The organism is Leptolyngbya sp. NK1-12 (genome assembly GCF_032598965.1).
Taxonomy (GTDB): Bacteria; Cyanobacteriota; Cyanobacteriia; order Elainellales; family Elainellaceae; genus Elainella.
In genome coordinates this window covers 2,380,055-2,393,941 of sequence record NZ_CP053586.1, presented here as the reverse complement: position 1 = coordinate 2,393,941, position 13,887 = coordinate 2,380,055, and the positions used below count along the sequence as shown (strand labels likewise).

The following is a 13,887-nucleotide window of genomic DNA, read 5'->3' as shown; positions in this document are numbered from 1 at the left end:
AATAAAGTTGTTTTCATGCAGTCGTTACATAAAACAATTGCTTTTATTACTCTAGCAATCACCTTATTAATAGCATCTGGCTGCAAAGACTCATCCTCAGATATTCCCCAATCATCGACAACACCCACTGCGATCGCGTCGCCTTCCCTCGTTCGGCGAGGCTCACGAGCCGTCGTTCAGCGAGGCTCACGAGCCGCATCTCCCACACCTTCTTCCTCTCCGACCACTTCCGAAGCAACACTCTGGAATCAGCTACGACAGGGTAAAGGCTACGTGCTCCTCTTGCGTCATGCTTTGGCACCGGGAACCGGCGATCCAGCCAACTTTCGTCTGGATGATTGCTCGACCCAACGCAACTTATCAACGGAAGGGCAACAGCAGGCGATTCGCATCGGTGAGATCTTGCGGCAACAAAACATTCCTGTTTCCAGAGTTCTTTCTAGCCAGTGGTGTCGCTGTTTGGAGACGGCAAGACTAATGAGTGTAGGACCAGTCGAACCATTTCCAGTACTCAACTCGTTTTTTCAAGATCGCAGTAGCGAACAAGCTCAAACGGAACAACTGCGTCAATTTATTTTAGAGAATCGAGATAATGCAGGCGTGATTGTGATGGTGACACATCAGGTGAATATTACTGCCATCAGCACAATTGTGCCCCAGTCAGGATCAGCTATTGTGATGCGAGCAATAAGCCCTGAGCAAATTGAGTTAATTGGGCAACTCGATTCTTTCTAGTTCACGGGTATGGCAACAGATAAGACATAGTTGGATTGCTGATTTTCTAAAAGCTTGGCAATTTGATGCTGTCCTCAAGCTTCAGGAGAGCCAGTTGAATTAGCAGCGTGGGTTTGCAGCCATTCGGTCAGATCTTCTAGGTCAGTGAAATCGAGCAAGGCGTCTGCCAGCGCTTCTAGCTGAGCAATTGATAGCTTTTGAATTTGAGCTTGGATTTCGACGGGCACTATCCCAACTCGACGAGGCAAAAGCCGCAGAATTAAGTTGAGTTCTCCTTGTTGCAATCCCTGTTGCAGTCCTTGTTGCAGTCCTTCTGCCAAAATATCCTGATAAATCACAGATTCACGCATAAACCCTCCTCGCAGCAGTTGACGAACGAGTGTTTTAGGAAACCTTAAGCCTGCCAAAATTTGGGCAGAAGCTGCGATTTCTCGACGCTGACGTTCTGGCTCTATTCTACTCACCTGCGCTGCTACCTGTTGAAGGAGTTGCTCGGGTTGTTCTGTAGCTGCTAACGGGGCAAACGGCAAGAGGGCTGGATCTTGTAGGAATCGTTCTGGGCTTTCTTGCCAGAGTTTCACGATTCGATACTCGTGATAAGTTGCTTCGACTTGGAAACAAGTTTCAATCATAGTAGCGGCAGGAGGTTCCTTCAGAAAAATGACCACCTGCGTAATCGGTATGCGATAACGGCGATACAGCCGCACCCAATAGTCCAACATGCGTAGCAGCAGGGCAGGCTCGGTCACAACCTGAACTTGAAATTCCAGGTGAAGAATACGTTGACCGCTGAGCAATAGCACGGCATCGGCCCGAATCGGTTCAACACTCAACTCGGTTTTTAGAACTTCGGCGGTGAGCGGTGGCTCATCTAGCAGCCAAGCTGCAAAGCGCTCTGGATACTTTTCTGCCAAGTATTTACGCGTAGAGGCGTTTTACCAAAACGCCTGTACAACGCAGCATTTAAATTTAGGGCGTTTAGTCGGATTTGATGTCAAATGCCATGGGCCAAATCAGTACAAATATCCTATAGCCTACAGCAGGTTGTAGCGCAATCGGTTTTTCCTGCTCAGCCAGCGATTAGAAAACCAGTTGCTGCTTGCTCCTCACCCCTCAATCGCCGGATTCGTCCTCGTGGTAAACTCTCCAGCAGAATTGATTTTGGGTGATGCTGAGGAGTGTTTATGGATCGTAAGCCATTTAGAATTCGTCAAATTGGAGCCGCTTTGTCGCTGGTTGCGGTTACAGGTACGGCAGTTAGCACAACTCTGAGCTTGAGTACTACAGCTAATGCAGCGCCAGTTGAGGTGAGCGTGCCCGCTGAAGCAGAGGAGGATACACCACAAACTGTACAAGCTCAGGCTTTACAAGCCCAGACTTTACAAGCCCAGACTTTACAAGCCCAGACTTTACAAGCCCAGACTTTACAAGCCCAGACAACCCAGCCACCCGTCGTCTCCGGGCTTTCTGAGCAGCCGCGTTTGATTGGAGTCTGTCGCTACAGCCCAGAGCAGAGTCTAGACATCTATGCCGATGCCGCACGGACACGCCGAATTCGCACTTTGACGGCTCCGACGCAAGGCGTTTTTCTAACGGGTATTGTTGGTACCGGACTAGCACAAATCAAAGAGCCGGTTCTCGGCTGGATCGGCACGGCCACAGTAGAACCCTGCACCACGCCCACGCCGACCCCATCTCCTGCACCGACTCCCACGCCCACGCCAACTCCCACGCCAACTCCCACCCCTACGCCGACACCCACCCCCGGATCACCAGTCTGCTATCGAGTGATATCTCCCCAGCTCACTGTTCGCACCACCCCAAGCCTCAGCTCTCCGGCCCTAGGCGTCTATGGGGCTGGTTCCGTGATTCAGGCCACCACCATCCCACCCCGCGAGCAAACGACGGGCGATGGCCGCATCTGGACCGAGGTGAGCGCCCCCAACGGCACCGGCTGGATTTCCCGCACCGGACCAAACGGCGTCGGCAACAATGCAGTGCAATTACCGGATGGACAGTGTAGTTAATTAAGTTTTGAGTTTTGAGTTTTGAGTTTTGAGTTTTGAGTTTTGAGTTTTGAACTTTGAGTTCGAAGTTTTGAGTTGGGTAGAGCAGTGCTTTGAGCTAGAAGAATGTAATTTCGTTCTTCCCTCCACTCCTTACTCATCCCTAACTCAACACTCAACACTCAAAACTTAAAACTTCCCCTCCCCTAACTCAAAACTCAACACTCAAAACTCAAAACTTAAAACTTCCCCTCCCCTAACTCAAAACTCAACACTCAACACTCAAAACTTTATCCAACGTATTCTTGAATTGCTTTGACTTCTAGCGGTTGGGATTGAAGCGAGCGAATGGCGGCAGCGGTGGCTTTGGCTCCGGCAATCGTGGTGACGATGGGGATTTTGTAGGCGAGGGCGGCGCGGCGAATCTGGCGGTCGTCTTCTTGGGCGGTTTCACCGAGGGGCGTGTTGACGATCAGCTGGATCTGTTCGTTTTTGATCCAGTCGAGCACATGAGGCCGTCCTTCGTGCAGTTTGAACACCAGATCCACCTCTAGGCCATGGTCTCGCAGCACTTGCCGAGTTCCGGCAGTTGCCACCACCTTCAGACCCAAGTCGATCAGATCCTTAACCACGGGAATCGCCGCCGTTTTGTCGCGGTCATTCATCGAGACAAACACCGTACCCTGCATCGGTAAATGCTGAGATGCGGCTAGTTCGGCCTTGGCAAACGATTTGCCAAAATCGGTATCGATGCCCATCACCTCGCCGGTCGAACGCATTTCCGGACCGAGGATGATGTCTGTCCCCGGAAACTTGGAGAAGGGCAGCACAGCTTCTTTTACCGAGATGTGTTGAGGCACAATTTCCTCAGTGAAGCCCAACTCTGGCAAGGTGCTGCCCGCCATTATCCGCGAGGCGATCTTAGCCAACGGCACGCCAATCGCTTTTGAGACAAAGGGTACGGTGCGCGAGGCACGGGGATTAGCTTCCAGGATATAGGCTACATCGCCGTCTACCGTGCCTTGAATCGCGTACTGGATATTCATCAGGCCCACCACATTCAGGGCTTTGGCCAGCTTTTTCGTCCAGGTGCGGAGGGTGTCGAGGGTGTCGGGAGCCAGAGTGACGGTCGGAATCGAGCAGGCCGAGTCGCCGGAGTGGATGCCCGCCTGTTCGATGTGCTCCATGATGCCGCCAATCACCACATTTCCTTCAGCATCGGTTAGGGCGTCAATGTCCACCTCGATGGCGTTTTCCAGGTATTTGTCGATCAGGATCGGGTGATCGGGTTCCACCTGGACCGCGTAGCGCATGTAGCGATTCAGGTCTTCGTCGGAATAGACAATTTCCATCGCTCGACCGCCCAACACATAGCTGGGCCGCACTACTACTGGGTAGTCGATCCGCTTGGCGACCTGGAGAGCTTCCTCGAAACTGCGGGCAATGCCGTTGGCGGGCTGGCGGATGTCGAGTTCGCGCAGGATTTTTTCAAACCGCTCTCGGTCTTCAGCGATGTCGATCGAGTCGGGTGAGGTGCCCCAGATTTTGGTCTTAACGTCGGGATTGTTGGACAAATAGGTTTGGAGCGGCACGGCTAACTTCAGCGGCGTCTGCCCACCAAACTGGATGATTACGCCTTCCGGCTGCTCGGCTTCCAGGATATTCAGCACATCTTCTTTGGTCAGCGGCTCAAAGTAGAGGCGGTCACTGGTGTCGTAGTCGGTCGAGACGGTTTCCGGGTTGGAGTTGACCATGATTGTTTCAAACCCCTCGGCCTGGAGGGCAAAGGAGGCATGGCAGCAGCAGTAGTCAAACTCGATGCCCTGCCCGATCCGATTGGGGCCACCGCCCAAAATCATCACCTTGCGCCTAGTCGAGGGCAGCACCTCGGATTCGACCTGGGTGCGTTCTTCGTCGTCTTCGCCCAGTTCCAGCAGTTCGGATTCATAGGTGGAGTAGTAGTAGGGCGTCAGGGCTTCAAACTCAGCGGCGCAGGTGTCCACAGTTTTGTAGGCGGGAAGGATGCCCAGACTCTTGCGGTAGGCGCGCACCTCGTCTTCGCTGGTTTTGGTGGCGTAGGCAATCTGCCGATCGCTGAAGCCCTGCTGCTTGATCGCATAGAGCTGGTCACGGCTCAGGGATTGCAGCGGCGTTTTCTTGAGGAACTTTTCGGTTTCCAGCAGCTCTTGCAGTTTGTCCAAGAACCAGGGGTCGATGGCGGTGAGTTCATAGATTTCATCTACGCTCATGCCCATCTGCATCGCATGGCGAACCGTGAAGATTCGCTCCGGGTTGGGAGTCCGCAGTCCGGCCCGAATTTGTTCCAAGCTGGGCAATTTTTCGTTGCGATCGCAGCCCCAGCCCGCCCGTCCGGTTTCCAGCGACCGCAGCGCCTTCTGGAACGACTCCTGGAATGTGCGGCCAATTGCCATCGCCTCGCCCACCGACTTCATCTGGGTGGTCAGCACCGGCTGGGAACCGGGAAACTTCTCAAAGGCAAAGCGGGGAATCTTCGTTACCACATAGTCGATCGTCGGTTCAAAGCTGGCCGGGGTTTTCTTGGTGATGTCGTTGGGAATCTCATCCAGGGTGTAGCCGACAGCGAGCTTGGCCGCCATTTTGGCAATCGGGAAGCCGGTCGCCTTAGACGCCAGAGCCGAACTGCGCGAAACCCGGGGGTTCATCTCGATCACAACCACTTCGCCATTGTCGGGGTTAACGGCAAACTGGATGTTGGATCCACCCGTCTCGACGCCAATTTCACGGATGATTTTGATCGAGGCGTCGCGCAGCCGCTGGTACTCCTTGTCGGTGAGGGTTTGGGCCGGAGCCACAGTAATCGAGTCGCCGGTATGCACCCCCATCGGGTCCAGGTTTTCGATCGAGCAGATGATCACGACGTTATCGGCCAAGTCGCGCATCACTTCTAACTCGTACTCTTTCCAGCCCAACAGCGACTTTTCGATCAAAATCTGCGAGACGGGGCTGGCATCCAAACCCGACTGGGCAATTTCCTCAAATTCTTCCTGGTTGTAGGCAATGCCGCCGCCGGTGCCTCCCAAGGTAAAGGCCGGACGAATAATCAGCGGGTAGGAACCAATCTGCTGGGCAATTTCTTTGGCTTCTGCCATTGTTTCCGCCAAGCCAGAGGGACAGACGCCGACGCCAATCCGCTCCATTGCTTCTTTAAACAGCTTGCGGTCTTCGGCCATTTCAATCGCCGGCAGCTTGGCCCCAATCAGCTCAACGCCGTATTTCTCTAGGGTGCCGTTCTTGGCTAGAGCCACGGCTAAGTTGAGCGCAGTTTGGCCGCCCATCGTCGGCAACAGGGCATCGGGGCGCTCTTTGGCGATAATTTTCTCAACGATTTCTGGTGTCAGCGGCTCAATGTAAGTGCGATCGGCGGTTTCCGGATCGGTCATAATTGTGGCCGGGTTGGAGTTGACCAGCACCACCTCAAAGCCTTCATCTCGTAGCGCTTTACAGGCTTGGGTGCCGGAGTAGTCAAACTCGCAGGCTTGCCCGATCACAATCGGACCAGAGCCAATTAACAGGATTTTGTGAATGTCAGTACGACGAGGCATAGATTCAGAGCCAGAGTTATGCTAAATCCAAACTATTCTAGTTGGTATTGAGCCGATCGTTTTGCTGTCTCTGATTCAAGTTGAAATGCCAGGGTCTGCGATGATGGAAGATTTCGTTACGTGGTGGGGGGATGCCAACCGGCTTTGCACCTACTCAGCAACCTCAAACAACGACCGGGGCAGCCCAGACTGCCGAATAATTGATTGCAACGTCCCCATGCGAATTTCAGAATAGTTGGGAACTGGTACGGTTATGGTCGAGGTCTCGGTTCGTTTTTGCATGATGATGTGACTACCTCGCTGCCGAACTTTGACGAAATTATGCTGCTCTAGAATTCGGCAAACTTCCTGAGCTGACAAAACCCGCAGCCTACCCAATCACGACCTCCAGCCGAGTGATAAACACTTCCCCTCGTAATCGGTTGGTAATTTCGCTAGGATCAGCCGTTTCAAAGAACAATTCAATCGCTTCGATCAAGTTGTTCCTGGCTTCTTCTACCGTGTCGCCTTGACTGGCAATATCCAGTTCAGGACAGAAGGAAAAATAACCACTTTCCTCGCGTTCAATAATTCCGGTAAATTGCCGTGCCTGGGTCATAAGTAGGAATGTTGAGCCATAATAAGGTGAGCTTTTAACAGCATAACGAACGATAAATGTCAGTTTATCGTAGGCGTTTGGGGCACAGCAATGGACTAATCACTTCATCCGGGCCGGTTGCATGATCCGACGCCAAGTGCTGACTCCGGCCACGCCAACCGCATGCAGGCGATAAATATGCCTGATTCATTGAACATGGCAAGAACTGGTTAATTCAACAATCGCTGCACTGAAACCGACAGATCGGGAAACGCCAATGGATTGATGTCACCATTGGTCAAAGTAATTTGCGATTGATATTTGCCAGCTATCGGATCGCGCATCACAACCAATTCCCTCGCCTTGAGGTTGACGACCCAATATTCCGGAATTCCTGCGGCAGCATAAGCATCGGCTTTGGCTTCTAAATCTTTTCTGAGGCTGGCGTTGGCAAACTCAATCAGCCAATAAACATTCTCGGGATAGGGATGATGATCACGATAGCCCCCCACGCGTCGCTGCACAATCGCCAAATCTGGCTCTGGTTCCGAGTTGCTGCTGGGAATGGTAATTGGATGGCCTTCTCGAACCTGCGCTCGATCACCTAAAAGCGCAATCAAATAATCACGAGTTTCAGTACTGCCATTCGCATGGGGTTCTCGCTCTGGCGGCATCTCGATAATTTCTCCATTCAACAGCTCGACCGATCGACCCTCTAGAATGCCAGCCTCGATCATCTGGTGATATTGCTCAAGCGTCCATTTAGCTGTGGTGATCATGATGATAGGCGTGAAAACAGGCTTGAGAAAAGCATAGCGAAGAACTACTAGTTGCAAGCCAGCCAAGCGGACTTATTGCCCCGGCTTGTGCAGCATCGCCCCACTGCGGCGATCCTGTAGTTTGCGGTCGCCTATCTGGTTGTGCCGCAGCAAACCAGCCCTGCGGTGAAGCAATTTATTGATATGGTGCTTTCGCCACAGGGCCAGCAAATCGTTGGCTGGCTTGGGTTTACGCCTCTGCAGTGATCAGGCCATTCGCAGGATAGGAGTCAAGGCCGTTAAGGTTGACCTCCGCACCGCTGGAACGAATGCCGTTGTCGCGGTGATAGAGATAGTGCTTGACTTCCCGCTTATGCTGGAGGGCACGTTGGACAAACTGCAATGGACGACAGAGCTTTTGCAGAGTGGACTGCCGTTGCCAGCGCTCATAGCCTTCTGTAATCGGTCCTGCTAACAGGTCGCGCCACTGCTGGGCAATCCGATCGGTGCTGAATTCTGCGGCTCGCTTCAAGCCGTTCTCAACCATCGCTTGATATAGACCTGGATTTTCCTGCAGGCGACGCAGCGCACCAATCACATCCTGAGGCGTCGAAACGGTGATGAAGTCGAGTTCAGAGCGTTGAATGTCGAGGTAGGCTGGCTCTGGTCCCAATAGGGCTGGGCAACCGGCATGCCATGCGTTGATCAGCTTCACAGCGGGCTTGACTCGGTAGTCATATTGGGTCAGGTTGCGCACGGCGATCACCGCGTCTGATTCGGTGTAGTTGCCCCAATCGCGGAACTGAGTCAGCCAATCACCGGTGCTGCACCGTAGTTCGATGCCTAGCTCGTTGAGCTGCTGTAGAAAAGCCGGATCGCGGAACGGAGCAGCCAGATTGAGCGGACCGCCCTTGAACGATAGGGTTTCTAGTCGGGTACCACGGGCTGGATCGCGGGGTTGCAGCGTGGGCTGCGGCCAGTGGTGCATCAGGTGATCGGTTGCTTGTTCGACGCAGAGCCGATTCATCACTGTCTGCTGCTCGCAAATGGCTGGGCGGGCCGAATCCAACCGGCAGGCGACGACGTAACTATTGAAGGGAAGGTCGCGCAGCATCAGATGGTGATAGCTGACTACGCAGATCTGGCCTGGAACAAAGTGGGGCACCAAATGCACGTTCAGACCGCGCTGCTTCAGGTGGACATAGGTTTGCACACTCCAGATATCCAACCCCTCGATGCAGGACTCATAGACGGATTCCAGATTTTCGGGCAGCTCGTCCGACTCCATCAAGCTGCGCCACTTTTTAACGTTTTTATTAACAAAATAAACCGGGTAGGGAAGAGGTTCTAGCCGAGTTAACTGGGGTTTGCGAGTGCCTACAAAACTAATAGTCATCGATGTCCACTCAAAAACTAGATAAAAGTAATTGGGTTGAAACTTGCAAATTTACAAATTTCGCAGGGGCTTGTGGCCTGAGTCGCACCCTCTGTTCCAGCAATCAATCTCGAACCTTGAGCGTCAACTGGAACAATTTCTATATTTGGATACAACTAGAAAAAGAAAGTTCCGGAGAAAGCTGGGATCTACATACTTGACAAAGAAATAGGTGAATAAATAAATGATTTCATGAAGAATCTGCTCGGCTATTGACCGAATCCATAGGAGAATATTTATGACCCATAAATAGAACAGCCACGGCAAAGCTACGGCATGTAATCGTAAACAGACCGCCACTGATGAAGCTGACGAATCTGAGCAAACCGCGTTCAATTACGGAAATACTTCAGATCCTTTCAGTATTCAGCTCGTTCGACCTTATCAATGCTAAATTCATTGCTCGACTAGGCAGCCTTGGGGGCGCGTCGTACTGCCGTTGTAGCGTTGAAGTGCAAAGCTGATTGATGCATCCCACCTACTACATTACCGTTAACACTGTGGGAAACTGATTAAGTTCCAAATTAGAAAGATGAAGTTTTGACGAATTTATCCGTGCTTTCCCTGATTGGGGAATGAGTCTCAAGTTTAAATTGCGTTAAGCTGCATGTTGAAGCTGCACAAATCTATGCTGCACATAGAGCACGCCCCAACTGTTGTTCACACAGGCGTTGCTCTGCCGCATTCAACTCCTGCACATCGCGTCGCCGCACCATGCCGGTGACTCCGGTCAAAAAGCGGGGTAGCTCTTCGTACTCGACGGTTTGAAGCGTTTGCATGTCGTAGGTGGTGTAGGTGGTAAATTCAGGTGAGTCAAACTGGACATCAATTACAGTGAGGGTTTTACGTGGGGCAGCTTCACCTGCTAGCAAGGGTCGTGGACCAGAACCGAGGATGCCCGTATGCAGCAATTGCAGTTTGCCCCGGTGGGCTGGGTAGTAGGCGTGAGCATGACCGCTGATGTAGGTATGAACGTTGTATTTCTCCAGCATGAGCCGCAGTTGCTCGGCATTTGCCATAATTTCCGAAGGCTCGTTGCGTCCGACGGCAACTCCATACAGCGGCAAATGACTAATCAAGAAGCGCAGTTTGGCCTGTTGCGCTCTGGGGCTAGCCAGGGTCTGCTCCACCCAGGCCAATTTTTCGGGAGGAATCTGGTTGGAGGAGCCATCCCAGGCTAGAAAGAAAATGTCGTTGTACTCAAAGCTGTAATAGAAAGGAAACTGAAACCGATCGACAAACTGCACGCCCGGATCGTGGTTGGGGTCATTCCAATAGGCGCTAGCCAGCTCTCGCTCTTGCTGAAACAGAAATTCCCCATTAATGCTGAGGGCACTGGAGGCATCGTGATTGCCAACCGTGAAGCCAAATGGAATCTGGGCTTGCCGCAGCGGCGCGGCCACATGCTGATCAAAGGCAGCCCACATGGCTCGGATCTGTTCGGGCGTCAGCGAAGGCTTTTGTCCAGCCACCATATCGCCACTGCACAGCACCAGATCAGGCTGCCAGAACGGAAGCAGATTGATGCCTTTGTCCACTTCGGGATCGTAGTCTGTTGAGCCATAGGCCGAATTCAAGTCACTGATCACCACCAAGCGCACATCCCCCCGCGACGGATTGTAGAGGCCCGCTGGTCCGGCACTGGCCAGGATGGCTTGGGTTTCGGGCGGTAGGGGTGATGCTGTTGCAGCTGGAGCGACCGGCACACTAGGCGGGAACTCAGATGCTTGAGGAGCCTGGACAAACTGCCCACAGGCCAGACCCACGCTTAGAACCAATCCCACAATCAATAGTAGAAAGAACCGCTGCCAGCGCATGGCGTCTTTGCTTCTCCGGGTGCGATGGACTAACTGACTACAGGCATACGATACCAGAATCTCAACCAAATCGTCCGCTGATATAGTCCTGGGTCGCTGGCTGGGTGGGGTGGGAAAAGATCTGCTCGGTGGGGCCGTATTCGGCTAAGTAACCGGAGCGTTCCCCGGTGTCGCTGATGGCAGTATTGAAGAAGGCCGTCATTTGTGACACGCGGGAAGCTTGCTGCATGTTGTGGGTGACGATGATAATTGTGTAGCGCTGTTGCAGGGTTTTGATCAGATCTTCGATGCGGGCCGTAGAAATCGGGTCGAGGGCTGAGCAGGGTTCGTCCATTAAAATCACGTCCGGTTCAATCGCCAGAGCACGAGCAATACAAAGTCGCTGCTGCTGACCGCCAGAGAGGGAAAGGGCATTTTCTGCCAATTTATCTTTCACCTCATCCCACAAGGCCGCATCGTGCAGCGATTGCTCAACCAACTCATCAACATCACCTTGATAGCCGTTGATCCGAATCGCATAGGCAATATTTTCGTAGACCGATTTAGGAAACGGATTGGGTTTTTGAAACACCATGCCAATCTGTCGTCGCACATCAACGGGGTCAACGCTGGGATGATAGAGATCGAAGCCGCGATAGTTAATCTTGCCAACAATTCGCGCTCCCGAAATCAAATCGTTCATCCGGTTGAAGCAGCGCAGCAAAGTACTTTTACCACAGCCCGATGGCCCAATAAATGCCGTTACCTGCTGGGCAGGAATGTCGAGATGCACGTCTCGTAATGCTAAAAACGAACGATAGTAAACTGACAAGTTCTCCACTTGAAGCACAATATCAGTTGCGGTGTTGGGAGAGGTTAGGGTGAAGGTCATAGTTGAGGAAGGGAATAGGGGAGATGCGGCTCATGAGCCTCGCCGAACGAGGGAAGATGCGGCTCGTGAGCCTCGCCGAACGAGGGATGATGGGGGAGAGTTTCTTTTGACTCCTGACTCCTAGCTTCTGACTCCTGGCTAATAATTGCGATTTTGTTGACTGCGGTTACGCAAATAAACAGCGGTGGTATTCATCAGCATCAGCACGACCAGTAGAACAATAATGGCCGCCGCCGCATTTTGGTGAAATTCGGGTTGGGGCCGGGAAATCCAGTTGTAGGTCTGAATCGGTAGGGCGGTGAAGGGGGAGCGGAGTCCTTCAGTGATTGGGATTAGTGGTGGTAAAAAGGCAATGAAGGTGAGTGCGCCGATGGTGATCAAGGAAGCGGTTTCGCCGATGGCGCGGGAGAGGGCCAGAATCGTGCCAGTGAGAATACCGGGAAACGCCATTGGTAAGACGTGATCGCGCACGACCTGCCAGCGGGTGGTTCCCAAGGCGTAACCTGCTTCTCGAATGCTGCTGGGTACGGCTCGCAGGGCTTCGCGAGTGGCAACGATGATGATTGGCAAAACCAGCAGAGATAGAGTCAACCCGCCAGACAAAACACTGCGCCCACCGGTGATCGGCTCCATTAGCCGCACAAATACCTGTAGGGCCAAAAGTCCGTAGATAATTGACGGTACAGCGGCCAGGTTGCCAATGTTGATTTCAATTAGCTTGGCGAGTTGCGTTTCGGCCGCAAACTCTTCCAGAAAGATGCCGGCACCGACACCGATCGGAACCGCAATTAGGGCCGTTAATACCAGTAACCAGATCGTACCGACGAGGGGCGACAGGATGCCGGCTTGGGCCGGACGCCGGGAAGGATAGCTGGTGAGAAACTGCCAGTCGAGCCGAGGTAAGCCATCGATTAGCACATCGACCAGCAGCAGTAGCAGCACCAGCAAGGCTGTCACCGTAGCAATCAGTGCCACTGTCGCAAACAGGCGATCCAGGCGATAGCGGCCCGATAGATCGGATTGGAAGTTGTTTGAATCCGATGGCAGGGGCAACACGGTAGGTAGGCGATTCTGCGTCATTCGTATTTCTCCCGGAAGCGGTTGACGAACCAGAAGCTGAAAATATTCAAACCTAGCGTGATCAAGAACAAGGTCATTCCCACAGCAAAGATGGTTTGGTACTCAATCGAATTGACTGGGGCATCTCCCAAACTGACTTGCACAATAAAGGCAGTCATGGTTTGGACAGCCAGGCGGGGGTCGAGAAAACTCAGATCGGGTGTGATTGGGCGGGGGTTTTGTCCGGCGGCAATCGTTACAATCATGGTTTCTCCGACGGCACGGGCCACAGCCAAAATGCAGGAGGCCACAATACCTGACAAAGCAGCCGGGAGGATAACGTTTTGTACCGTTTCTCGCTTCATGGCTCCCAAGGCGTAGGCTCCCTGTCGCAAACTCTGGGGCACGGCATAGATAGCGTCTTCACTCAGGGAAGCAATGGTGGGCAAAATGGCAATGCCCATAATCAGTCCGGCGCTGAGGGCGTTAAAGGTTTCCAAGCCTGGAATGAAAGTTTGCAATGTAGGCGTGATGAATAAGAGCGCGAAATAGCCATATACGACAGTGGGAACACCAGCCAGAACTTCCAGGGCGGGCTTTAACCAACGACGTAACCGGGTCGGTGCATATTCACTCAAATAAATAGCAGCCATCAATCCTAGCGGAATGGCGACCGAGAGAGCAATCACGGCAGTTAGCAGTGTGGCACTAATCAGGACCAAAATGCCGTACTGCGGATTGGCGAACAGCGGTGTCCATTCGGTGTCGGTCAGAAATTGCCAGATGGGAACGACTTTGAAAAACTCGATGGTTTCAAAAATCAGCGACAGAATGATCCCGGCAGTAGTGGCAATAGAAATCAGGGCGAAGCTGCCGAAAACAACTTTGGCGATTTGTTCAAACCATTTGCTCAGCGATCGTTTGGGTCGCCAGCGGGTGGAGGTAGAGCGCTTTAGGGAAACCAAGTTTTCACTCATTCGTTTTAAGATCGGGATTAGCGTGTAAGCCTGTATACCAACCTAAAATCTCAACTTAAAGAGCAGAT

At 52.6% G+C, this 13,887-nt stretch carries 12 protein-coding genes; 2 read left to right on the top strand and 10 right to left on the bottom strand.

Annotated features, from left to right (window positions below; all coding sequences use genetic code 11):
* Nucleotides 1-15 precede the first annotated feature (15 nt).
* The gene (locus tag HJG54_RS09920; RefSeq protein WP_316434734.1) at nucleotides 16-735 is read left to right on the top strand and encodes a histidine phosphatase family protein; all 720 of its coding nucleotides are present in this window, start codon (nucleotides 16-18) and stop codon (nucleotides 733-735) included.
* 74 nt (nucleotides 736-809) lie between these two features.
* Here the strand turns inward: HJG54_RS09920 and HJG54_RS09915 are convergent, their stop codons facing one another.
* Nucleotides 810-1,649 (bottom strand): DUF4351 domain-containing protein, encoded by an 840-nt coding sequence (locus HJG54_RS09915; protein ID WP_316434733.1) that lies wholly within the window; start codon nucleotides 1,647-1,649, stop codon nucleotides 810-812.
* Nucleotides 1,650-1,919: 270 nt separating this feature from the next.
* Here HJG54_RS09915 and HJG54_RS09910 point away from each other — a divergent pair, with 270 nt between their 5' ends.
* Entirely contained in the window at nucleotides 1,920-2,762 is an 843-nt protein-coding gene (locus tag HJG54_RS09910) for an SH3 domain-containing protein (RefSeq protein WP_316434732.1), read from the top strand.
* Between the two features lie 269 nt (nucleotides 2,763-3,031).
* Here HJG54_RS09910 and carB read toward each other — a convergent pair whose 3' ends face one another.
* From carB to pstC, 9 genes are all read right to left on the bottom strand, one after another.
* Nucleotides 3,032-6,325, bottom strand: a complete 3,294-nt coding sequence (gene carB / locus HJG54_RS09905) for a carbamoyl-phosphate synthase large subunit (protein ID WP_316434731.1) — start codon at nucleotides 6,323-6,325, stop codon at nucleotides 3,032-3,034.
* A gap of 150 nt (nucleotides 6,326-6,475) precedes the next feature.
* The gene (locus tag HJG54_RS09900) at nucleotides 6,476-6,685 is read right to left on the bottom strand and encodes a type II toxin-antitoxin system HicA family toxin (protein ID WP_316435626.1); all 210 of its coding nucleotides are present in this window, start codon (nucleotides 6,683-6,685) and stop codon (nucleotides 6,476-6,478) included.
* A 10-nt stretch (nucleotides 6,686-6,695) separates the two neighbouring features.
* A complete protein-coding gene (locus HJG54_RS09895; protein WP_316434730.1) occupies nucleotides 6,696-6,923 on the bottom strand; it encodes a type II toxin-antitoxin system HicB family antitoxin in 228 nt (75 codons plus the stop codon).
* Nucleotides 6,924-7,132: 209 nt separating this feature from the next.
* Nucleotides 7,133-7,681, bottom strand: a complete 549-nt coding sequence (locus HJG54_RS09890; RefSeq protein WP_316434729.1) for a Uma2 family endonuclease — start codon at nucleotides 7,679-7,681, stop codon at nucleotides 7,133-7,135.
* A gap of 229 nt (nucleotides 7,682-7,910) precedes the next feature.
* Nucleotides 7,911-9,056, bottom strand: coding sequence for a glycosyltransferase (locus HJG54_RS09885; protein ID WP_316434728.1), 1,146 nt, complete (start codon nucleotides 9,054-9,056; stop codon nucleotides 7,911-7,913).
* Between the two features lie 665 nt (nucleotides 9,057-9,721).
* Nucleotides 9,722-10,981, bottom strand: coding sequence for a metallophosphoesterase (locus tag HJG54_RS09880; RefSeq protein ID WP_316434727.1), 1,260 nt, complete (start codon nucleotides 10,979-10,981; stop codon nucleotides 9,722-9,724).
* Nucleotides 10,974-11,783: a phosphate ABC transporter ATP-binding protein PstB gene (pstB, locus tag HJG54_RS09875; protein WP_316434725.1), complete on the bottom strand. Its 810-nt coding sequence runs from the start codon at nucleotides 11,781-11,783 to the stop codon at nucleotides 10,974-10,976. Before pstB ends, HJG54_RS09880 begins: the two co-directional genes overlap by 8 nt.
* Nucleotides 11,784-11,921: 138 nt before the next feature.
* Nucleotides 11,922-12,863, bottom strand: a complete 942-nt coding sequence (gene pstA, locus HJG54_RS09870; RefSeq protein ID WP_316434724.1) for a phosphate ABC transporter permease PstA — start codon at nucleotides 12,861-12,863, stop codon at nucleotides 11,922-11,924.
* A complete protein-coding gene (gene pstC, locus HJG54_RS09865; protein WP_316434722.1) occupies nucleotides 12,860-13,819 on the bottom strand; it encodes a phosphate ABC transporter permease subunit PstC in 960 nt (319 codons plus the stop codon). The genes pstA and pstC overlap by 4 nt, the downstream gene beginning before the upstream one ends.
* Nucleotides 13,820-13,887 lie beyond the last annotated feature (68 nt).

Bases quoted from the DNA above. Each gene is read 5' to 3' on its own strand.
- HJG54_RS09920 (WP_316434734.1), top strand. From the start codon at position 16: ATGCAGTCGTTACATAAAACAATTGCTTTTATTACTCTAGCAATCACC.
- HJG54_RS09910 (WP_316434732.1), top strand. From the start codon at position 1,920: ATGGATCGTAAGCCATTTAGAATTCGTCAAATTGGAGCCGCTTTGTCG.
- carB (WP_316434731.1), bottom strand. From the start codon at position 6,325: ATGCCTCGTCGTACTGACATTCACAAAATCCTGTTAATTGGCTCTGGT.
- HJG54_RS09895 (WP_316434730.1), bottom strand. From the start codon at position 6,923: ATGACCCAGGCACGGCAATTTACCGGAATTATTGAACGCGAGGAAAGT.
- HJG54_RS09890 (WP_316434729.1), bottom strand. From the start codon at position 7,681: ATGATCACCACAGCTAAATGGACGCTTGAGCAATATCACCAGATGATC.
- HJG54_RS09885 (WP_316434728.1), bottom strand. From the start codon at position 9,056: ATGACTATTAGTTTTGTAGGCACTCGCAAACCCCAGTTAACTCGGCTA.
- pstB (WP_316434725.1), bottom strand. From the start codon at position 11,783: ATGACCTTCACCCTAACCTCTCCCAACACCGCAACTGATATTGTGCTT.
- pstA (WP_316434724.1), bottom strand. From the start codon at position 12,863: ATGACGCAGAATCGCCTACCTACCGTGTTGCCCCTGCCATCGGATTCA.
- pstC (WP_316434722.1), bottom strand. From the start codon at position 13,819: ATGAGTGAAAACTTGGTTTCCCTAAAGCGCTCTACCTCCACCCGCTGG.